The 20,516-nt window shown below is 53.9% G+C and carries 20 protein-coding genes and 1 riboswitch; of the genes, 2 read left to right on the forward strand and 18 right to left on the reverse strand.

Annotated elements, in window-relative coordinates:
- Positions 1 to 84 precede the first annotated feature (84 nt).
- Positions 85 to 1,086 carry a signal recognition particle-docking protein FtsY gene (ftsY, locus tag EVJ21_RS02510; RefSeq protein WP_131465298.1) on the reverse strand — a complete coding sequence of 334 codons (1,002 nt, stop codon included), beginning with the start codon at positions 1,084 to 1,086 and terminating at the stop codon, positions 85 to 87.
- A complete protein-coding gene (gene smc / locus EVJ21_RS02515) occupies positions 1,083 to 4,640 on the reverse strand; it encodes a chromosome segregation protein SMC (protein ID WP_236636549.1) in 3,558 nt (1,185 codons plus the stop codon). Before smc ends, ftsY begins: the two co-directional genes overlap by 4 nt.
- A 115-nt stretch (positions 4,641 to 4,755) precedes the next feature.
- Between smc and EVJ21_RS02520 the strand changes: the two genes are divergently transcribed.
- On the forward strand, positions 4,756 to 4,950 hold the full coding sequence (locus tag EVJ21_RS02520) for a DUF1128 family protein (protein ID WP_016509709.1): 195 nt from the start codon (positions 4,756 to 4,758) through the stop codon (positions 4,948 to 4,950).
- A 37-nt stretch (positions 4,951 to 4,987) separates the two neighbouring features.
- Here EVJ21_RS02520 and rnc read toward each other — a convergent pair whose 3' ends face one another.
- From rnc to EVJ21_RS02575, 11 genes are all read right to left on the reverse strand, one after another.
- The gene (rnc, locus tag EVJ21_RS02525; RefSeq protein WP_070327951.1) at positions 4,988 to 5,704 is read right to left on the reverse strand and encodes a ribonuclease III; all 717 of its coding nucleotides are present in this window, start codon (positions 5,702 to 5,704) and stop codon (positions 4,988 to 4,990) included.
- A 121-nt stretch (positions 5,705 to 5,825) separates the two neighbouring features.
- Positions 5,826 to 6,065, reverse strand: coding sequence for an acyl carrier protein (gene acpP / locus EVJ21_RS02530; protein WP_016509693.1), 240 nt, complete (start codon positions 6,063 to 6,065; stop codon positions 5,826 to 5,828).
- 59 nt (positions 6,066 to 6,124) lie between these two features.
- Positions 6,125 to 6,865: a 3-oxoacyl-[acyl-carrier-protein] reductase gene (fabG, locus tag EVJ21_RS02535; RefSeq protein ID WP_070327516.1), complete on the reverse strand. Its 741-nt coding sequence runs from the start codon at positions 6,863 to 6,865 to the stop codon at positions 6,125 to 6,127.
- Positions 6,858 to 7,775: an ACP S-malonyltransferase gene (fabD, locus tag EVJ21_RS02540; protein ID WP_070327517.1), complete on the reverse strand. Its 918-nt coding sequence runs from the start codon at positions 7,773 to 7,775 to the stop codon at positions 6,858 to 6,860. Before fabD ends, fabG begins: the two co-directional genes overlap by 8 nt.
- An 18-nt stretch (positions 7,776 to 7,793) precedes the next feature.
- A complete protein-coding gene (gene plsX, locus EVJ21_RS02545) occupies positions 7,794 to 8,783 on the reverse strand; it encodes a phosphate acyltransferase PlsX (RefSeq protein ID WP_070327518.1) in 990 nt (329 codons plus the stop codon).
- Complete coding sequence (gene fapR / locus EVJ21_RS02550; protein ID WP_016509712.1) at positions 8,780 to 9,349, reverse strand: transcription factor FapR; 570 nt, start codon at positions 9,347 to 9,349, stop codon at positions 8,780 to 8,782. Before fapR ends, plsX begins: the two co-directional genes overlap by 4 nt.
- Positions 9,350 to 9,434: 85 nt before the next feature.
- Positions 9,435 to 11,465 (reverse strand): ATP-dependent DNA helicase RecG, encoded by a 2,031-nt coding sequence (gene recG / locus EVJ21_RS02555; protein WP_131489843.1) that lies wholly within the window; start codon positions 11,463 to 11,465, stop codon positions 9,435 to 9,437.
- Complete coding sequence (gene sdaAA / locus EVJ21_RS02560; RefSeq protein WP_070327520.1) at positions 11,452 to 12,339, reverse strand: L-serine ammonia-lyase, iron-sulfur-dependent, subunit alpha; 888 nt, start codon at positions 12,337 to 12,339, stop codon at positions 11,452 to 11,454. The genes recG and sdaAA overlap by 14 nt, the downstream gene beginning before the upstream one ends.
- 12 nt (positions 12,340 to 12,351) lie before the next feature.
- A complete protein-coding gene (sdaAB, locus tag EVJ21_RS02565) occupies positions 12,352 to 13,014 on the reverse strand; it encodes an L-serine ammonia-lyase, iron-sulfur-dependent subunit beta (RefSeq protein ID WP_035386362.1) in 663 nt (220 codons plus the stop codon).
- Positions 13,015 to 13,077: 63 nt separating this feature from the next.
- Positions 13,078 to 14,754, reverse strand: coding sequence for a DAK2 domain-containing protein (locus tag EVJ21_RS02570; RefSeq protein ID WP_201739973.1), 1,677 nt, complete (start codon positions 14,752 to 14,754; stop codon positions 13,078 to 13,080).
- Between the two features lie 22 nt (positions 14,755 to 14,776).
- The gene (locus EVJ21_RS02575; protein ID WP_016509701.1) at positions 14,777 to 15,139 is read right to left on the reverse strand and encodes an Asp23/Gls24 family envelope stress response protein; all 363 of its coding nucleotides are present in this window, start codon (positions 15,137 to 15,139) and stop codon (positions 14,777 to 14,779) included.
- Between the two features lie 252 nt (positions 15,140 to 15,391).
- Here EVJ21_RS02575 and rpmB point away from each other — a divergent pair, with 252 nt between their 5' ends.
- Positions 15,392 to 15,580: a 50S ribosomal protein L28 gene (rpmB, locus tag EVJ21_RS02580; RefSeq protein WP_015881349.1), complete on the forward strand. Its 189-nt coding sequence runs from the start codon at positions 15,392 to 15,394 to the stop codon at positions 15,578 to 15,580.
- Positions 15,581 to 15,637: 57 nt separating this feature from the next.
- Here the strand turns inward: rpmB and EVJ21_RS02585 are convergent, their stop codons facing one another.
- The 5 genes from EVJ21_RS02585 to pknB form a co-directional block, all read right to left on the reverse strand.
- On the reverse strand, positions 15,638 to 16,225 hold the full coding sequence (locus tag EVJ21_RS02585; RefSeq protein WP_070327523.1) for a thiamine diphosphokinase: 588 nt from the start codon (positions 16,223 to 16,225) through the stop codon (positions 15,638 to 15,640).
- On the reverse strand, positions 16,225 to 16,797 hold the full coding sequence (gene thiT, locus EVJ21_RS02590) for an energy-coupled thiamine transporter ThiT (protein ID WP_070327524.1): 573 nt from the start codon (positions 16,795 to 16,797) through the stop codon (positions 16,225 to 16,227). Before thiT ends, EVJ21_RS02585 begins: the two co-directional genes overlap by 1 nt.
- A gap of 74 nt (positions 16,798 to 16,871) precedes the next feature.
- Positions 16,872 to 16,971: riboswitch (TPP riboswitch) on the reverse strand.
- Positions 16,972 to 16,990: 19 nt separating this feature from the next.
- The gene (gene rpe / locus EVJ21_RS02595) at positions 16,991 to 17,647 is read right to left on the reverse strand and encodes a ribulose-phosphate 3-epimerase (RefSeq protein ID WP_070327525.1); all 657 of its coding nucleotides are present in this window, start codon (positions 17,645 to 17,647) and stop codon (positions 16,991 to 16,993) included.
- Position 17,648: 1 nt separating this feature from the next.
- The gene (gene rsgA / locus EVJ21_RS02600; protein WP_131489844.1) at positions 17,649 to 18,533 is read right to left on the reverse strand and encodes a ribosome small subunit-dependent GTPase A; all 885 of its coding nucleotides are present in this window, start codon (positions 18,531 to 18,533) and stop codon (positions 17,649 to 17,651) included.
- A gap of 43 nt (positions 18,534 to 18,576) precedes the next feature.
- On the reverse strand, positions 18,577 to 20,514 hold the full coding sequence (pknB, locus tag EVJ21_RS02605; protein WP_070327527.1) for a Stk1 family PASTA domain-containing Ser/Thr kinase: 1,938 nt from the start codon (positions 20,512 to 20,514) through the stop codon (positions 18,577 to 18,579).
- Positions 20,515 to 20,516 lie beyond the last annotated feature (2 nt).

Genomic DNA, 20,516 nt, shown 5'->3' on the forward strand with positions numbered 1-20,516 from the left:
CACATGTTAAGTGAAATCCCTTTACAACTAACAATAGTACAGCCGTCCTAACGTCTTGTCAAGTTTTTTTCTTAACAGTGAAAGTTAGGCGAGGTCATCGTTTGTCTGGTTTTTTTCTTCAAATACGTCACCGAATAGTCCGAGGACGAACTGCTCTGGGTCGAACGCCTGTAAATCATCAATTTTTTCACCGAGACCGACGTATTTGACCGGAATATCGAGCTCGTTTCTGATCGCGAGGACGATGCCGCCTTTGGCCGTCCCGTCTAACTTCGTAAGCACGATCCCGCTCACGTTCGTCGCTTCCTGAAACGCCTTCGCTTGAAGCATCGCGTTCTGTCCCGTCGTCGCGTCTAACGCGAGCAAGACTTCGTGCGGACCGTTTGGCACTTCGCGTTCGATGACCCGTTTCACTTTCTCGAGCTCTTTCATCAAGTTGACCTTGTTTTGGAGTCGTCCTGCCGTATCGCAAATCAAGACGTCGACACCGCGTGACTTCGCGGCTTGGACAGCATCAAACACGACCGCGGCCGGATCTGACCCTTCCGCTTGGCGAATGACGGGGACACCGGCACGTTCACCCCATACTTGCAGCTGGTCGATCGCGCCGGCCCGGAACGTATCTCCCGCCGCAAGCATGACCGAACGACCTTCTGCTTTCAACTGATGGGCGAGTTTTCCGATTGTCGTCGTCTTGCCGACACCGTTCACACCGACGAACAAGATGACGGTCAACCCGTCCTGCATGTTCAACTCGCGGTCTGACTCGTCTTCTTGTAGACGTTTCGCCACGACTTCGACGAGGGCGTCGCGGACGGCGGCCGGGTCTTTCAAATTGCGACGCTTCACTTCTTCTTTTAAATCTTCGACGAGGTCCATCGTCGTCGTGACGCCGACGTCCGCCTGGATGAGCAAATCTTCAAGTTCATCGAAGAAGTCCTCATCGACTTCACGGAACCGATAGACGAGGTCGTTGACGGCGCTCGCGAACCCGTCACGTGTTTTCGTCAACCCGTCTGTAAACTTTTGCGACACCTCTTGGGTCGAGGTCGTCAATTTATCTTTTAATTTTTTAAAAAAACTCAAGTCAATTCCTCCATCTCTTCATCTGTCTCGACGACACGTTTCGCTTCTGATAATTCGACCGAAAGTACCTCCGAGACACCGTTTTGTTGCATCGTCACGCCATAGAGCGTGTCGGCCGCCTCCATCGTCCCTTTACGGTGGGTGATGATGACGAACTGTGTATCGATCGACAACGTGCGGACGTATTCACCGAACCGGTGGACGTTCGCCTCGTCGAGCGCTGCTTCGACCTCGTCGAGCACGCAGAACGGGACAGGGCGCGTCTTTAAAATCGCAAATAGGAGCGCGATCGCGGTCAGTGCCCGTTCGCCACCAGACAACAGACTTAACGTCTGTAACTTTTTGCCGGGCGGTTTGGCGACGATGTCGATCCCTGTGTTTAATAAATCGGTCGCATCGACGAGTTTAAGGTCGGCCTCGCCGCCTCCGAACAGTTCTTTGAACGTCTGTTTGAAATGCGTGCGGACGGTCGCATACGTCTCGTTGAACAACCGTGTCACTTCTCGGTCCATTTCGGAGATGACGTCGTACAGGTCCTGTTTCGCATTGACGAGATCGTCTCGCTGTTCAGACAAGAACGTGAACCGTTCATTGACGAGTTCAAACTCTTCGATCGCACTCAAGTTGACAGGTCCGATCTCCTCGATTTGACGGACGAGCAACTTGAACTCTTCTTTCGCCTCGTCGAGCGGGATCGATAATACCGGGAGCAGGTCATAGACGAGTCCACGTTCTTCGAGGGCGTCTAGTTTCCACTGCTGTTTCAACTCGAGTTCATTCGCCTCAGTTTCAAGCTTACGGACGTCGGCCTCGAATTGGCGGCGAACGTCCGTCGCCTGCTGTTCACGCTGTCTGAGGATACGATGTGTCTCTTCCTCTGTTTTCAGCGTTTGCGACTGCGCTTCAATTCGCCCTTTCAACACTTTCATCTGCTCCGTCGCCTCGTCATGCTCGATTCGAAGTTCCGCGGATGAGACGATCCGTCCGCTTTCGAGCCGCTCGAGTTCGTGTTTGATTTGATCGAGTCGGGTTGTCTGTTTGTCGACTTCGGCAACGAGCCGTTCGACTTCCGTATTCACCCGATCCAGGTCAAGCGTATGACGTTGCAGGTCGAGCTCGTTTAGACGGATTGCCTCTTGCAATTGCCCCGTCGTCTCCGCGCCTTTCGCCTGCTCCGCACGCAACTGCTCGAGCTCTGTCCGCAGCGACGTCTGCAACACTTCTGTCGCCTCGAGTTCACTTGCGAGGCGCGTCAATTCTGCCGAAGATGTTTCAATCGTATGCGTATAGCGATTCATCTCGTGATCGAACAGTTCAAGTTGTGCTTTCGCGTCCTGGGTCGTCCGCTCTAATTCCCGGAACGAGGTCTCTAACGCCCGGAGCGTCTCTTCCTCTTGCCGTTTCCGTGTTCTGAGCGTGTGGAGCGACTGTTTGAGGCGACTCGTCTCCGCTTCATACTCCGTCACACGAAGCTGCTGTTCGTGCAGCATGGCCAACCCTTGCGTCAATCCTTGTTTCAAATCATCGAGCTCTCTTGACTGGGTGAACAGGGCGACGCCTTGTTTCCGGCTCCCCCCTGTCATCGAACCACCGACGTTGACGATATCGCCGTCGAGCGTGACGATCCGGTAGCGATAGCCCGTCGTCTGAGCGATCCGGTTCGCGACCTCGAGCGTCTTGGCCACGATGACGGCCCCGAGCAAGGACCGTTTCAATTTGTCAAACAAAGGTTCCGTCGTCACGAGATCGGATGCGATGCCGACGAAGCCATCCATCGCCTCGAGACGATGGGCGACCTCGCTCGGGATAAAGCGCTCTTTCACCGTCGTCATCGGGACGAACGTAGCCCGCCCGGCATTAGCCCGGCGCAACTTGTCGATCTCACGGCGGCCGACCGCTTCATCTTCAACGACGACGTGTTGTTGCGTTTGACCGAGTGCCGTCTCGATGGCGGCCTCATATGATGGGAGCACTTGAATCAGCTCTGCAACCGCTCCGAGCACACCGCTCGCACGGTCTTTCAATACGAATTTGACGGCATGGAAATACCCTTCATATGATTGCTTCATCCGCTCTAACATGTCGATCCGGTCTTCGGTCTTTTGACGGCGCCGGTCGAGGTCATGATACGATTGTTCGGCTCGCGACAACTTTTCTCGGAGCGCGACTTCCTTAGCGACCAATGCCTCTTCTTCGGCCAGCAGTTCCTGCCAAGCCGTACGTACCGCTTCAAGACGATCTCGGTTTGCATCGAGCGAGGCGGTCTGTTCGGTTCGAACATCAAGCCGGTCCTTGTTCTCACGCAGGAGACGTGCTTTCGCTTCCTCTGCCTGTTCGATGTCACGTCGTTCCCGTTTTTGTTGGTTGCTGAGCGTGGCTCGTGTCGTTGCTAGTTCGAACGCTTCACTTTGAAGCTGTTCGATCTCCGCGTTGAAATCGCGAGTCGCCGCCGTAAGCTTCCGCGCGAGCTCGTCACGTGTCACCTCAACGGTCTGCAACGCTTCTGACTTCAAGGCTTTGTCCGTTTGAGCGACCGACAATCGCGACTGCAATTGCTCTGTCTCTTCGACCAACTCCGCGCGTTGGCGCTCGAGTCGTTCTTTCGTCTCTGCCCCGTGTTCTTCTCGCGCTTTGGCGAGTTTAATATCTCCTGAGAGCCGTTCGAGCTCAGTCGCTTGAAGACGCTCATCCTGATGGAGCGTCTCGAGGACGGCCCGATGCTCGGTCAATGTTTCCTCGAGCGCGGCCCGTTCGGTGCCGAGCGCGTTCAGCGCCGCTTCTTGGTTGCGTAACTGTTCTTCTGCTGCCGTCTGTTGTGTTGTGGCGAAAGTGATCTTCGCCTTGAGCTCAGTGATCTCGGCACCGAGAATCCCGGTCTCGAGGTCGTCATGCCGCGCCTTGGCGACTTGGAACTCTCGAGCGAGTGCCGCTTGTTCACGAAGCGGTTCGACCCGGTCGGCAAGTTCGTATAAGATATCGTCGACGCGCGACAAGTTCAGCTCGGTGTCTTGCAACTTTCGTTCCGCTTGTTTTTTGCGTTGGCGGTACTTCAGCACGCCGGCCGCTTCTTCAATGACGGCGCGGCGATCTTCCGGTTTACCCGAGATGACTTGTTCGACCCGTCCTTGCCCGATGATCGCAAACGCGTCACGGGACAAACCCGTATCCATGAACAAGTCGATGACGTCTTTCAGGCGGCACGGCTTTTTATTCATGAAATAGTCGCTGTCGCCACTGCGCGTCACGCGTCTCGTCACGCTCACTTCTTCATACGGCAGGCGCAAGTGCGCATCGCTATTATCTAAAACGAGCGTCACTTCGGCGACGTTGCGGTGGTTCTCGCCTTCGCTACCGGCAAAGATGACATCTTCCATTTTCGCCCCACGGAGCGATTTGGCCGACTGTTCGCCGAGTACCCAGCGAACAGCGTCCGATATATTTGATTTCCCGCTCCCGTTCGGTCCAACCACGGCTGTCACGCCGGGACGGAAATCTAGTTCAATCCGCTTGGCAAACGATTTAAAGCCAGCGAGTTCGATTCGTTTTAAGTGCATCGTGACCATCCTATCCTAAGTAAGCATTCATTCGTTTATTTTACCACAGTTGCTAGTTCGTCAAAATGCTAGAATCATGCTATTCTAAAAAGAACTGTAGAAAGGGGTACTACACATGACGAATGAACAAATGATCGAGGAAATCCTCGATAAAATGAACATCATCAACCGCGGTGCGATCAAGGCGGAAGAATATAACAAAGCCGATGCATCGGCCGTGAAAGAGATTTACGACTACGTGATGAACCGGTCATCACTCTCGATCTCTGAAGTCGACGGTCTCGTCGAGGAACTTGGCCAATTGACGTAACCAAAAGGAGTGGACCCGCGCGGGTCCACTCCTTTTTTTATAGGCCGGCGTATCGCCGATTGAATTCGATCAACGCTTCTTTAGCCGCGATCTGCTCGGCTTCTTTCTTCGAACGACCGATCCCTTCGCCGACGATATCGTCACTGAGACGAGCGTGGGAGACGAATTCACGGCTGTGGGCCGGACCGCGTTCTTCGATGATCGTATACGTGACCGGGCCGAGCCCTTCGCGCTGTACACTCTCTTGAAGTTGACTCTTATAATCGGTCTGCTCTTCAAACACACCGGCTAAGACTTTCGGAAAAACCGCTTCGGCGAGGAACTGTTCTACTGGTTCGATCCCTTGGTCAAGGTAGAGGGCGGCGATGTATGATTCGAACACATCGGCGAGTAACGCGGGACGTTTCCGTCCGCCCGTCAGCTCCTCCCCTTTTCCAAGCAAGATAAAATCAGAGAAAGCGTAGGCTTCGGCAAAGTTCACGAGCGACGGCTCACAAACGATGGCCGCCCGTAACTTCGTTAATTCCCCCTCGGAGCGCTCCGGATACGTCTCATATAAAAACCGGGACACTGTCAACTCGAGCACCGCGTCTCCTAAAAACTCTAACCGTTCATTGTCTTTTTTCAAACCGCGTTGTTCATTGACATATGATGAATGGGTGAACGCCTGCATTAACAGTTCTTGGTTCGTAAATTTCACACCAAGTCGTTCCTCGAGTGACGTGAACTTCTCCACGATGCGTGCTCGCTCCACTTCATTTCGTCGGCGTCTTTGCGCCGACCCTTGACGGTCGAACCGTCGCTTATCCTTTGTCATAAGTCCCTCCGTGTATAAGCACAAGCCCACCGCTCATTATGAGCGGTGGGAGGCTTGATTACAATTTTGTTTCGATGTAAGACACGACGTCGCCCACAGTTGCAAGCTTCTCGGCATCTTCGTCTTCGATTGTGATATCGAACTTGTCTTCAAGGTCCATGACCATTTCCATCACTTCGAGCGAGTCCGCACCGAGGTCGTCTTTAAATGATTTTTCGGCTGTGATTTCAGAAACGTCTTTCCCGAGTTTCTCTGCTACTGCTGCTTGTACGTCTACTAAGATTTGTTCTTTTGTCATGATAAAATCCCTCCAAAGTAAATTATATTAAATGTACTACAATTGGTAAAGTTCTGTTTTTACGCCATCGTCATGCCGCCGTCGACGGCGATCGTCTGCCCGGTCACGTAAGCGGCCTCGCTTGACGCGAGAAACGAGACGATGCTCGCCACGTCTTCGACTTGGCCGAAGCGATTGAACGGAATTTGTCCGAGCGTCGCTTCGCGCTGCGCGTCTGTCAACGCACCGGTCATGTCGGTCTCGATAAAGCCTGGACAGACCGCGTTCACCGTCACGTGACGGGCCGCGAGCTCGCGCGCCACCGATTTTGTGAGTCCGATGAGTCCAGCTTTCGCTGCCGCATAGTTCGCTTGTCCGGCGTTCCCCGTGATTCCGACGACCGAGGCGATGTTGATGATGCGCCCTGATTTCGACTTGAGGAGCGGACGCGTCGCCGCTTGCGACGTCAAGAACGCGCCTTTCAAGTTCGTCGCGAGCACATCGTCAAAGTCGGTCTCTTTCATGCGCATGAGCAGACCGTCTCGTGTGATCCCGGCGTTGTTGACGAGGCAATCCAAACGGCCGAACGTATCGACTGCCGTCTTGACGAGTGCTTTCACATCGTCAGCGTTCGAGACGTCCGCTTTGACGGCGATCGCCTCGCTGCCCGCCGCTTCAATGGCTGCAACGACTGCTTTTGCTTGCTCGACACTACCCGAGTAATTGACGACGACTCGAAAGCCGTCTTCCCCTAAACGCTTCGCGATGGCGGCCCCGATACCCCGGGACGCACCCGTCACGATTGCTACTTGGTCATGCACGCACTTCTCCCCCTAACGCTGCAACCTCTTCTAACGTCGTCACTTGTTTAAGTGTCACGTTTTTATCGATTCGTTTGATGAGCCCGGACAACGGTGACGTCGAACCGAACTCGATGAACGTATCGACCCCCTCAGCAATCGCTTTCCGGACACAGTCCTCAAACCGGACCGAGGCGTACAGTTGCTCGGTGAGAAGAGCTTTTAGTTTCTCGGCGTCAGTATGGACCGCCGCGTCGACGTTCGAAATGATCCCAATCGTCGCATCTTTGAACGGTGACGATGCGAGCACATCTTTAAACCGTGTCGCAGCAGGCATCATATACGAGCTATGAAACGCGCCTGACACGTCTAGCGGCAACACGCGTTTCGCCCCAGCCTGTTTTAAGTCTGTCTCTGCTTGTTTGACCGCGTCGACGTGACCCGAAATGACGAACTGGCCCGGACAGTTGTAATTGGCGATTTGTACAAGGTTTCCGCTGGCACTGATCTTCTCGGTCAAGTGGAACGCTTCTGCGACATCGGTCATGCCGATGACCGCTGCCATCGTTCCATCCTTCACCTCGGACATGAGCTTACCGCGCTCACGTACGAGCACACACGCTTCTTCGAGATCGATGACGCCCGCGACGACGAGTGCCGCATACTCACCGACACTATGGCCAATCACGACGTCCGGTTTGGCACCGGTCTTCCCGTGTGCGAGCGCGAGCAGCGCCGCGTGCGCCACGATGGCAGGTTGTGCGACTTCCGTTTGTTGAAGCTCTTCTTTTGATCCGGCCGCCATGACGTCGAGCAAATCAAATCCGAGTCGACGATCGATCGCTTGCATCTGTTCAGGATCGTCTAAGAACGTTTGACCCATACCGACTGTTTGTGACCCTTGGCCGGGAAATATCCACGCTTCTCTCATGTACTCACCTTCTTTACGTTAGTCTGTTGCTTTCGCTTGTTTGATCTTCGCGACGACATCATGGTCAACCATGATTTTCGCCTGTTTGAGCGCACTCATGATGGCTAGTGCGTCACTCGACCCGTGCGCTTTGATGACGGGGGCGTTGATTCCGAACAAGCCCGCACCACCTTGCTCACGATAATCTAATGTTTGTTTCAAGTTTTTCAGTTTCGGTTTTAAGACGAGAGCGGCAAGCTTCGAGACAATATCGCTCGTGAACTGTTCTTTCAACATTTTCATGAGCATTGACGAAGCACCCTCCACACCTTTCAATAAAATGTTTCCGGCAAATCCTTCTGTCACGATGACATCGACGTCACCTGACATCGCCTCGCGGGCCTCGACGTTTCCGACGAAGTGGACCGGAGCCTGTTCGAGGAGGGGGAACGCTTCTTTCGTCAGCGCGTTTCCTTTCCCAGCCTCCGTCCCAATGTTTAGGAGCGCGACACGTGGGCGCTTGATGCCGCGGACGTGCTCGGCGTATAGCGAACCCATGATCGCGTAATCAACCAAATGTTCTGCCTTAGCGTCCGGATTGGCCCCGACATCTAAGACGACGACACCGCTACCCGTATATGTAGGGAACGTTGGCGACAGTGCCGGACGTTCGATTCCAGGAATCCGACCGATGACAAAAAGCGAAACCGCCATGAGCGCCCCGGTGTTCCCGGCCGATACGAGTCCATCTGCTTTCCCGTCTTTGACGAGCTGAGCCGCTACGACGAGCGAGCTGTCTTTTTTCCGGCGAACCGCCCGGACCGGTTCATCTTCGCCTGTGATGACTTCGCTCGCAGGAACGATTGTAATCCGCGGGTCGGTCAACCCGTAGGACGCAAGCTTCACTCCATCACCGACTAGAAACAGTTCCATCTGCTCGTCCGGAAAACTTTCAGCAAATTGTTTTACTCCGTCCACGATTGCTTTTGGGGCATGATCCCCACCCATTGCATCAATTGCTAACTTCATACTTGTTCCTCCTCACCGCGACGATAAATCGTGAAGTCTCCGCTAAAGACACACTCTTCGCCGACATAACTATCCACTGAGACGTCCGTCCGTCCGTCTCGACGCAGTTTGACAACACGAGCCTTGGCAACGACTCGCTCTCCGAGATGAACTTGGCGACTAAACCGGATTTCCGCTTTAGTGGTCAACGCCAGTTCGTCGTCGATGAGCGCCACCGCTAACGAGTTGGCCTGAGCGAACAAGACGTGTCCACGGGCGATCTCATTGCGGCTAAAGACGTGTTCTCTTTCCATGTCGAGAACCGAGATGGCCGATTCGTCGAGTTTCAAGTCAATCATATCACCGATGACCTCGCTCATTGCGAGCGACTTCACTTCATCGAGGTGCTCTGAAGCAACATGCTTGATCCGTTCCCGGACTTCAGGAATTTTAAGCTCCATCCGATCAAGACGGATCGTTTGAATGCTGACGGCGAACTGCTTCGACAGTTCATCGTCTTTAATGAACGGGTTATGTTCAATCGTTTCTTGCAGTAAGCGTTGCCGCTCCTTCTTAGGTACCCGCATTCAGTTCCCTCCTAAACTCTTCCCTAAAGAACTTAATACCTGGTACTAATAGCAGTATATATTCTTTAGTTTTAATTTTCAAGTGTTATTCTAACCTTTCGCCGACAAGTAAGTCGAGTCGCTTCAAGTATTGACGCAGCGGCCTGTACGAGGACTCCTGCCAAAACGTCTCGCTGCCGAGCAAGCGGACGGCGTCTTGCATCGCCACTTCCATCACTTTGAGGTCGAGGACCGGGTCGGCGACACGGAAACTCGGCAACCCGCTTTGGGCTGTCCCAAAGAAGTCGCCGGCGCCGCGGAGTTCTAAATCTTTTTCCGCTAACACGAATCCGTCGTTCGTCTCCGTCATCGTCTTCAAGCGGAGCTTCCCGACATCAGACTTCGGGTCTCCTACTAATATACAATAAGATTGATGTGCGCCTCGACCGACGCGCCCCCGTAACTGATGGAGCTGGGCCAAACCGAACCGTTCCGCATCGTGGATCACGATGAGCGAGGCGTTCGGCACGTTTACCCCGACCTCGACGACCGTCGTCGACACGAGAATTTGCAGTGAGTTGTCAGCGAACGCCTTCATCACTTCATCTTTCTCGGCACTCGACAGTTTTCCGTGCATGAGTCCGACCGCATAGTTCGGGAATCGCTCATTGAGTAAATGATACAACTCAGTTGCGCTCTCGACTTCGAGCGTATCGGATTCCTCGATCAATGGCGCGATGACGTACGCTTGACGTCCGAGTGACAGTTCGCGCTCGACCATCGTATGCACCCGGTCGATTTGATCCGTTTTCGCCCAATACGTCTCGATCGGCTTCCGGCCTGCCGGCATCTCATCGATCGTCGACACATCCATCTCCCCGAACGCGCTGATCGCGAGCGTCCGCGGAATCGGCGTCGCCGTCATATACAAGACGTCCGCAAGATCGGCCTTGTCTCGTAACATTTTCCGCTGCTCGACGCCGAACCGGTGTTGCTCGTCCGTGATCGCCAAGTGCAGACGCGAAAACTCAACCGGCCCTTGAATCAAGGCGTGCGTGCCGACGATGATGTCGACGTCACCGGCTTTGATCGCTTCGAGCAACGTAGCGCGCGCCTTCCCTTTGACCGAACTCGTCAATAAGGCGACACGGATCCCGTATGGCTCGAACAGTTGTTCAAGCGAAGCGACATGCTGCTCGGCCAAAATTTCGGTCGGCACCATGAGCGCGCCTTGATAACCCGCGTTCACTGTCGCATACAAGGCGATCGCGGCAACGACTGTCTTCCCGCTCCCGACATCCCCTTGCAACAGGCGATTCATGCGTTCAGGCTTCTCGATATCACTCACGATTTCACGAATGACGCGCGTCTGTGCACCCGTCAACGGGAAAGCGAGCCGCTTGACGAACTCGTTCAGTTGCGTTTTTTCGAGCGTGAGCGCCCTTCCTTTCCCGGAACGCTCCATCTTTCGAAACGCCTGAAGCTTTAATTGATAGAGCAGGCATTCTTCGTACACATAACTGCGGCGCGCTTGTTTGTACATCTCGATCGAATCAGGGAAATGCATCCCTCTGAGCATCGACGCCCGGTCCTCCAAGCGGTAACGCAAGCGGATTGATTCCGGCAGTCGGTCCTCAAACGTCGTCGTCTGATCGAAGGCGAGTTTGACGATTCGACTGAAATTCTTTTGCGTCAATCCGGCCCGAAGCGAATAGATCGGCTGTAACCCGTCCGCGAGCTCACCGAACTCGAGATCGGTCGCACTGATCGTCATCCGGTTCATATCCCATTTCCCTTTGACCGTAACCGTCGCACCAAGCGCCAATTTGTCTTTATAGAAAGCGCGGTTGAACATCGTCACATGGACGACGTAGCGCTCTTCTAACAACAGCCGGAACTGAAGTCGATTTTTGCCTTTACTATAATAGCGGACGAGCGGTTCCGCTTGAACGGTCCCACTCCATTTGACGAGGTCCCCGTGGACTGCCGTCGTCACGGTACCGCTGTTATAATTTTCATAACGAAACGGGACGTGCTCTAGCACGTCCTCGATTCGTTCGAGACCCATCGTCTCTAATTTTTTGGCCATCTCTGGCCCGACCCCTCGGAGCGTCGTCAACGCGTCACTGTTTGGCATTTTCTTTCTCTCCAAAAATATTGCGTTCGATCCGACGTGCTGTCGGTGTGTTGGCGAGTCCGCCCCGTGCCGTCTCTTTCAAGGCGGTCGGCATCATTTGACCGATCTCGTACATCGCTGAGATGACTTCATCGCACGGGATGCGGGACGTGATGCCGGCGAGCGCCATATCAGCCGCGACGACCGCGTTCGCCCCACCCATGGCGTTCCGTTTGACGCAAGGTACTTCGACAAGACCCGCTACCGGATCGCAGACGAGCCCGAGCATGTTTTTCAAGGCGATCGCAAACGCCGTCGCCGACTGTTCCGGTGTCCCGCCGGCCGCTTCGACGATGGCTGCTGCAGCCATACCGGTCGCGGAACCGACTTCGGCCTGACAGCCTCCGGCCGCACCCGAAATCGAGGCGTTGTTCGCGACGACGAATCCGAACGCGCCCGAGGTGAACAAATACCGAATCATCGCATCGCGGTCCATCTCGAGACGGTCCTTGACCGCAAATAGCGTCCCCGGTACGACCCCGGCGCTCCCCGCCGTCGGTGTCGCGCAAATCCGTCCCATCGCCGCATTCACTTCGTTCGTGCCGATCGCTTTGGCGACGGCATCTAAAATCAAGTCACCGGCAAGTGATTTGCCCGACCGGACATAGTCTTGCATGAGCACGGCGTCATTCCCAGTCAGCCCCGTCACAGACGTCACGCCTTGCATCGCCCGCTCGACCGCTTCTTCCATCACTTCAAGGTTACGTTCCATCATCGCCATGACCTCTTCTCGTGTCGAGCGTCTGACGTGGACTTCTTGCTCGATCATCACTTCAGAGATCGGGATGTTTCGTTCCGTTGCCGTCCGTACTAATTCTTCTACTGATTTAAACATAGTCGTTTCTCCTTATTCCCCAAAGATGGCTACCCGTTCGATTTGAGGTAACCGTTCCAGTTCCGCTAATACGTCTTTTGGCATCGGTTCATCCATTTCAATCGCCATCAAGGCTTGCTTGCCTTTTTCATGACGGCTCACTTCCATATGCCCGATGTTCAGTTCGTGCTTGGCGAGTATGCCCGTCACGGCCGCGATCGCCCCGAAGCGATCGTGATGCAAGACGACGAGTGCCGGTCCACCGCCGGAAAGCTTGAGCGGGAATCCGTTCAATTCGGTGATTTCAATCGTGCCACCGCCAATCGAGATCCCAACGATCTCAAACGTCCCCTCCGCGTCCTCGAGATGAACCCGAGCCGTGTTCGGATGATCCGTGAGCGCGTCGCTCGTCTCAAAGACGACTTCGATTCCCCGCTCTTTCGCGATGTCGAGCGCTTGCGGGATGCGAAGATCGAACGTATCGAACCCCATGATGCCTCCGACGATGGCGACGTCTGTCCCGTGACCTCGATACGTGTCGGCGAACGACCCGTAAAATGTGATCCGCGCGAGGTCCGGCGTTCGGCCGAACAGTTTGCCGGCCATAAGACCGATCCGTGCGGCTCCGGCCGTATGCGAACTCGATGGTCCGACCATGACCGGTCCGATAATATCAAACACACTGCGATATTTCATCGCATTTCCCCCTTTCAAAAAAACCCTACCTTCATTATACAGAAGGCAGGGCTGAGATACAGCTTATTCCACACTAAAAATGTAGGAGTAGAGCGGTTGTTTACCGTCGTGAACTTCGATTTCAATCTCATCGTTCTTCGATTCGATGTAAGCCGAGAGTACTGCGACGTCTTCCGCCGACGAACCTTCGCCCGTCAAAATCGTGACAATCTCATCATCCGCGTCCACAAGTGCATCTACGAGCGCTTTTGCCGCTTCTAGACTCGATTTTGATGATGCGACGATTTTCTTCTCAGCAATCGCCATATGATCATCTTTACGAATCTCGACACCGTCGATACTCGTGTCACGGACAGCGTATGTCACTTGTCCTGACTTGACCGTAGTTGCGGCCGTCTTCATGACCGACTCGTTCGTCTCGACATCCGCTTCAGGATTGAACGCGATGGCAGCCGCTAGTCCTTGTGGTACCGTCTTCGTCGGAATGACCGAGACGCCGCAAGGTGCGACCGATGCCGCTTGCTCAGCGGCCATGATGATGTTCGAGTTGTTCGGGAAGATGAAGACGTGCTCGGCGTTCGCCGCTTCAATCGCTTTGACGATGTCTTCCGTCGACGGGTTCATCGTCTGCCCGCCTTCGATGACATGTGCGGCACCGAGCGAACGGAACAGTTCACTGACACCTTCACCCATGGCGACGGTGACGATCGCGTAAGGCACTTTCGCTTTGACGGCAGTCGCTTGAACGCCGTGCTGGTTGGCACCGTGCTCTTCTTCAAGAATCGTCGAATGCTGTTGACGCATGTTCTCGATCTTGACCGCGACAAGCTCACCAAAACGTTGTCCTTTCGTGATGACGTCGCCCGGCGTCTCGACGTGAACGTGGACTTTGAGCAACTCTTCGTCGGCGACGACAAGGAGCGAGTCTCCGAGTTCAGACAGTTCGTTACGGAACACGTCCTCATCGAACGGAGTCTGTTTCAACTTTTCGTCTTGGAAACGGACCATGATCTCCGTGCAATATCCAAATTCGATATCTTCCGTCGACATGAAACCTTGCGCAGCATGGTGTTCTGCCTCAACGAGGGCATCCATGACTGGTGCGTGCGGCTTCTCGAGCTCTTTCCCTTCAAGGCTCGCGAGGAACCCTTCATAGATGACGAGGAGACCTTGACCGCCTGAGTCGACGACACCGACTTCTTTTAAGACCGGTAACAAATCAGGTGTCCGCTCGAGCGACGCTTTCGCTTCCGTGATCACTTGCTCCATGAACTCATTGAAGTCGCTCGTCGACTCAGAGGCACGGAGCGCTTCGTCGGCCGCTTCACGAGCAACCGTCAAAATCGTTCCTTCAACCGGTTTCATAACCGCCTTGTATGCCGTGTCGACGCCGCGTTTGAGTGCCTCGGCAAAGTCGAGTGTCGACAATTCTGTCTTTCCTTCGATCGATTTACCGAAACCACGGAATAATTGGCTCAAAATAACACCCGAATTCCCACGGGCCCCCATAAGTAGGCCGCGGGCAAACTTCGATGACACGTCAGCGATGTTCGCTGTGTCGAGTGCGGCCACTTCCTTCGCACCTGAAGTCATCGTCAAATTCATGTTCGTTCCCGTGTCGCCGTCTGGGACCGGGAAGACGTTAAGCGAATCCACGTAATCTGCATTTTGGCTCAAGTTGGCTGCACCGTTTGCGACCATTTGCGCAAACACCAATCCATCTAAACGTTTTAACCCCACACCAAATCCTCCTTCGTTCTCGTCAGTCATTCGTCAGACGAACGCCTTGTACGAATATATTTACCGACGAAACGTTTAATCCTAAAGTTTCACCGAGCGTGTATTTTACACGACTTTGCACGTTGTACGCGACTTCCGACACTTTCGTCCCGTAGCTCACGATGATGTGCATATCGATATGTACGTCTTCTCCATCTTGACGTACGACAACGCCACGCGCATAATTCTCACGTTTGAGCAGTTCTGCGATCCCGTCTTTCAGTTGAGCTTGTGACGCCATTCCTACGACGCCGAAACATTCCATCGCCGCACCGCCCGCGAGTGTCGCGACCACGTCGTTCGTGATATCAATATTGCCATATGTTGTCTTCATTTCAATTGCCATATGGAGTAGCCTCCTTTATTCGGAATGATTCCTACAGTATATTCTACAATAAGTACCTAGTTATTAAAAGGACATGCCCCTAAACTCGGTCAATTGTAACCGCAACCCTCATTCATTATTAAAATCCTCATCCGTAATGTCAAGTTTTTTTCTTGTCATCCGGTTATTTTCTAGTTGCATCGTGAAAAAACCCATGCTAATATAAACGAGTGTCTATTAGGACGAACCCACATAAAAAAGGAGGGGAAACGCATGGCACGTAAATGCTACGTAACAGGTAAGTCACCTAAGTCAGGTAACAACCGTTCGCACGCACTCAACAAGACAAAACGTACTTGGGGTGTAAACGTACAAAAAGTTCGCATTCTCGTTGACGGTAAACCTAAACGAGTTTGGGTTTCAGCTCGCGCTCTTAAATCAGGTCTCGTTGAACGCGTATAATTACCATACACGAACGAAATAAATCCCAGCGGCATGCGCCGATGGGATTTTTTTTGTTTATTTCTTTATATACATAATCAAGACGTTGCCGCTATGAACGAGCAAATCCGCCTCTTCCGCCGACCACTCGTTTGAGATCGTCAGCGCCTCATGGCTGACGACGTCATGGTTCTCGAGCGGGTACTTGACGCCACGAATCGAGACCGAGGCCCGTTTCCAAGGTACGAGCGACAAGTAATGGTCAGGACGACGCGGGAGACGATAGTCCCCTTTTCCGACGAGGCGCACTTCTTGCCCGTCTGCGAACAACCGCATCTCGGGGTACGCCTCGAGCAGACCGACGTTGCTGAGCGTCATATCGAGTCTGCCCCCGAGTGCACCGTACACGTCGATCACGTCCGCCCCTTTCCCTCGTGCCGCCTCGAGAGCGATCTCAAGGTCGGTCACGTCTTTTTCAGACGGATAACGGACAGCTTCCTCCGGCACGGTGCCTGTGAACGAATCAAAGTCACCGACGAGCAGGTCCGGCTTCATCCCACGGTCGAGCAGCGTATGATAGCCGCCGTCGACGCCGATGACGTAATCGGCGTTCCGAGGAAGCTCAGGGACCGCTTCCGGGCTCGCAGCCACAATCAAGACACGCATTATCTGATGTCCCGTGTCGCGAGCGTCGCGAAACGCGGCGCCGACGTGAACAAGAGCACGATCACGACCGCCGAGACGAGGAACGACGGCAACATATACGTCAAGTTATAGCCGAGCGAGTATAAGACGACCGGTCCTTCCGCATACTCGGCGAAGAAGACGATGCCGGAGACGACGTGCGCAACGTAGCGGAGCGCCGAGCCGATCAACGCCCCGAGAATCAAATAGAACGTGAGCGTTTTCTTGGCGCCGTCTTTTGCCGACTGTTTGACTTGCCCGGCGAAGATGCCGGCGACTCCGACGAGGCCGTAGGCGACCGTGTAGTCGAGTAAAAACTGGACCGGCGTGAAGATATAGGCCCCAAATAACAGTTGTAGCGTCCCGACGAGCGCGCCTGTCGCGAGTCCGCCTCTCAATCCATGCCGATAAGCCATCACGAGAATCGGCAGCATCGCCAAGCTGACTGCTCCGCCTTGCGGCAACCGATATGGGATGAGCATGTCAAAGATCAGTCCGAGCGAGGCGAACAGCGAGATTTCAATGAGCGCCTGTAGTTTTAAACGTTGTTTCATCTTATTCCCTCCTTGATATGAGTGAACGACAAAAAGCAGCATGACGTAAACGCCATGCTGCTATCGTGTAGCAACGTGCATTTTCGCCACATCCCTACGTCCGTGTGAACGGAACAGGTTCAAAGGGTTAGCTCATGCCTCTCAGCCACAGATGTGACACCCCTTGCGACAATATTTGTTGTTCTACAGACGATTATACACGAGACGCGTTGCGAATGCTATCGATTGCGTCTTTATAGCTCGGTTCGTTATAGATGGCTGAACCGGCAACGAGGACGTCGGCACCTGCGTCGATACAAAGTTTTGCCGTCGCAGGATTTACCCCGCCATCGATCTCGATCTCGAAGTCGAGACGACGCGCTTGGCGCATCTCGCTGAGCGCCGCGATCTTCGGGACGACTGCTTCGATGAACGCTTGGCCGCCAAAGCCAGGGTTCACGGTCATGAGCAACACCATATCGACATCCCCGAGCACGTGCTCGATTGACGACAACGGTGTATGTGGGTTCAAGACGACACCACACTTGGCGCCGGCTCCTTTGATTTGTTGCAATACGCGATGCAAATGGTTTGTCGCCTCGACATGGACCGTGACGATATCGGCGCCTGCTTGAACGAAGTCCTCGACGAACCGTTCCGGTTGGTCGATCATCAAATGGACGTCTAATACCATGTCCGACTTGTCACGCAAACTTTTGAGTACCGGCAGTCCAATCGAGATGTTCGGCACGAACTGACCGTCCATGACGTCAAAATGAATGTAATCGGCCCCTGCTTCTTGGACCGCTTTGACCTCTGCCTCAAGGTTGGCAAAATCGGCCGACAGGATCGATGGTGCGATTTTAATCATGTTAGTACCTCCGTTGTCTATCTTTTAATTCCTCCATAAACGTAACATAGTTCGCATAGCGGGTGGAAGCGATTTCTCCGGCCTCGACCGCCGCTTTGACGGCACAACCTGGCTCGTTCAAATGGGCGCAACCACGGAATTTACAGTCATCGTGCCGCAAGACGAATTCAGGGAAACACCAACGCATCTCCTCGACTTCAAGTTCTTCCGGGAACTCAAGACTCGAGAATCCAGGTGTATCGGCGACGAACCCGTCCGCGAGTGTGATGAGCGTGACGTGACGCGTCGTATGCTTCCCGCGGCCAAGCGCTTTCGAAATTTTACCAGTCGCGAGTTCGAGCTCCGGTGCGACCGCGTTCAGCAACGAACTCTTCCCGACGCCGGTCTGTCCGGCGAACACGCTCGTCTTGTCTTTGAACGTGCTGCGGATGAGCTCGATTCCAGCTCCGTCTTCGGTCGACGTCTCAATGACTTGATAGCCGATCGAACGGTATAGCGCTGCCGCCGCACTAATTTTTTCTTTTTCAGCTTCTAGCAACAAGTCCATCTTCGTCAACACGATGATTGGGTGAACTTGCTTCGATTCGATCAAAATGAGAAAGCGGTCAAGCAAATGAAACGAGAACGCCGGCTCTTTCACGGAAAAGAGCAGAAACGCCTGATCGATGTTGGCGATCGGCGGACGGACGAGATGGTTCGACCGCTCATCGACAGCCATGATGTAGCCGGTCCCGTCCCCTTGGTCTTGAATATCGACGTCGTCCCCGACGACGGGCGAAATGTTTCGGTTCCGGAAGTTTCCCCGGGCGCGACATCTGATTTCAACTTTCGTTTCGGTCATGACATCATAAAATCCACCTTGCAAGCGAATAATCGTTCCTTTCATCCTGTTTCCTCCTTAGAAAAGAGGTGACGCGCACGCCACCTCTTCATTGTGAATCTTTTGCTTGGGCGTATGTCACCGTATCGGTCCGAACGACTTCTCCCTCGACTTCAATCGTCGCGGTACCGACTTCGTCCGGAGCAATGACGAGCGTATAGGAATACGTCGTCGTTTCTGTGATCATATCACGCAACACTTCGATCTCACCACGGGCATCGACGGTACGGATGACGACTTCGACCGGCTCCGCCTCTTCACCTTCTGCCGGCGGTTCGATTTCGACGTCCACTTCTCGCTCGATCGAGATGTCGGTCGGCTCGACCCCTTGTGAGACGATGACCGTCAGTTCCGTTCCCGGGTCGACCGCCGTCCCTGACGTCGGAAGTTGACGAATGATTTGATTCGCTGGGATGCTCGTCGAATACTCATCGCGTTTCACGATTTTCAAGTTGTTTTGCTCGGCATAAGTTGACGCCTCTTCGAACGTATAGCCCGTCAAATTGGCGAGCTCAATTTTATTGCTGCCGGTCGAGACGACGAGCGTGACCGTCTCTTCCGATGCGATAACTTCTTCACCTGGCGTGATCGACTGCGAAATCACATCTCCGCTGTCGACCGTTTCGGACGCTTCGGATTGGATTTCAATATCTGTGAAATCAAGATCTTTCAACGTTCGTTCCGCTGCTGTTTGAGACAACCCTTCGACGTCAGGCATCTCGACCGTCTCTTTCCCAGCAGACACGACGATGGTGACGACCGTTCCACGCTTCGGCTTCCGTCCAGGTTGCGGGTTTTGCGAAATCACGTCGCCTTCAGACACGTTGTCACTCACTCGGTCCGTCGTCTCAACGACGAATCCGGATGCTTCCAGTTCAGTCGTCGCATCACCGACGCTCATACCGACGACATCAGGCACGACGGCACGTGACATTTCATCTGCAACCACATACGCGGCAACCCCGCCACCAATCAATAGAAGCACGAGCAATAGCCAGAGCCACCACTTCTTTTTCTTTTGTTTCTTCGGCGTCGCTGATTCCGGCTCGACTGCAGCTGCCGGCTGCTTGACGACTTCTTTCGGTTCTTCCGGGACGACAGGCGCCATGACGAGCGTCTGATCAAACTCGTCTTGTTCTGTCGGCATCCGTTTCGGTTCGTCCGCTCGGTCTGGGCTGAGCGACGTCAAGCAGTCTTTTTTAAAAGCAGCGACCGAGGCATGTCGTGCCCCCGGCGATTTGGCGAGCGCCTGCATAATACAGTTCTCAAGCGCTTGTGGAATTTTAGGGTTCAAGTCGAGCGGTCGGATCGGATCATCTTGCAAATGTTGCAACGCGACCGCGACCGGGGTCTCACCGATGAACGGGACTCGTCCTGTCACAAGTTCGTACAGCACCGCACCGAGCGAATAAATGTCTGACTTCTCATCGGCAAACTTGCCACGCGCTTGTTCCGGAGAGAAGTAGTGGACCGACCCGAGGACTGACATCGTATGGGTCAGCGTCGCGTTCGACATGGCCACGGCAATCCCGAAATCGGTCACTTTGACGTTCCCGTTTTGGTCGATCATCATGTTTTGCGGTTTGATATCCCGATGAATGATGCGATGGGCATGGGCATGATCGATCGCATCACAGATCTGTCCCATGATCCGTAACGCTTCCTCGATTGATATGTACTCTTCCTGTAAATATTGTTTGAGCGTCATACCATCGACATGTTCCATGACGATGTAATAAATGTCTTGTTCATCTCCGACGTCATAAATGGCGACGATGTTTGGATGGTTCAGACTGGTTGCCGCATGGGCTTCTCGTTCGAACCGGCGTATAAATTGTTCGTTATGCGAGAATTCAGATCGTAACACCTTAATGGCGACGGTTCGGTTTAAAATCTCATCGTGAGCCCGGTAGACATTTGCCATGCCGCCGCTACCGATTTGTTGTTCGATCCGATAACGATCGTTGATTCGTTCTCCACTTCGCATCG

The organism is Exiguobacterium sp. SH0S2 (assembly GCF_004337185.1).
Lineage (GTDB): Bacteria > Bacillota > Bacilli > Exiguobacteriales > Exiguobacteriaceae > Exiguobacterium > Exiguobacterium aurantiacum_A.

Bases quoted from the DNA above. Each gene is read 5' to 3' on its own strand.
- fapR (WP_016509712.1), bottom strand. From the start codon at position 9,349: ATGCGGGTACCTAAGAAGGAGCGGCAACGCTTACTGCAAGAAACGATT.
- plsX (WP_070327518.1), bottom strand. From the start codon at position 8,783: ATGAAGTTAGCAATTGATGCAATGGGTGGGGATCATGCCCCAAAAGCA.
- smc (WP_236636549.1), bottom strand. From the start codon at position 4,640: ATGCACTTAAAACGAATCGAACTCGCTGGCTTTAAATCGTTTGCCAAG.
- rpe (WP_070327525.1), bottom strand. From the start codon at position 17,647: ATGATTAAAATCGCACCATCGATCCTGTCGGCCGATTTTGCCAACCTT.
- thiT (WP_070327524.1), bottom strand. From the start codon at position 16,797: ATGAAACAACGTTTAAAACTACAGGCGCTCATTGAAATCTCGCTGTTC.
- pknB (WP_070327527.1), bottom strand. From the start codon at position 20,514: ATGCGAAGTGGAGAACGAATCAACGATCGTTATCGGATCGAACAACAA.
- recG (WP_131489843.1), bottom strand. From the start codon at position 11,465: ATGCCAAACAGTGACGCGTTGACGACGCTCCGAGGGGTCGGGCCAGAG.
- EVJ21_RS02585 (WP_070327523.1), bottom strand. From the start codon at position 16,225: ATGCGTGTCTTGATTGTGGCTGCGAGCCCGGAAGCGGTCCCTGAGCTT.
- rsgA (WP_131489844.1), bottom strand. From the start codon at position 18,533: ATGAAAGGAACGATTATTCGCTTGCAAGGTGGATTTTATGATGTCATG.
- EVJ21_RS02575 (WP_016509701.1), bottom strand. From the start codon at position 15,139: ATGGCAATTGAAATGAAGACAACATATGGCAATATTGATATCACGAAC.
- EVJ21_RS02520 (WP_016509709.1), top strand. From the start codon at position 4,756: ATGACGAATGAACAAATGATCGAGGAAATCCTCGATAAAATGAACATC.
- fabD (WP_070327517.1), bottom strand. From the start codon at position 7,775: ATGAGAGAAGCGTGGATATTTCCCGGCCAAGGGTCACAAACAGTCGGT.
- sdaAA (WP_070327520.1), bottom strand. From the start codon at position 12,339: ATGTTTAAATCAGTAGAAGAATTAGTACGGACGGCAACGGAACGAAAC.
- acpP (WP_016509693.1), bottom strand. From the start codon at position 6,065: ATGACAAAAGAACAAATCTTAGTAGACGTACAAGCAGCAGTAGCAGAG.
- sdaAB (WP_035386362.1), bottom strand. From the start codon at position 13,014: ATGAAATATCGCAGTGTGTTTGATATTATCGGACCGGTCATGGTCGGA.
- rpmB (WP_015881349.1), top strand. From the start codon at position 15,392: ATGGCACGTAAATGCTACGTAACAGGTAAGTCACCTAAGTCAGGTAAC.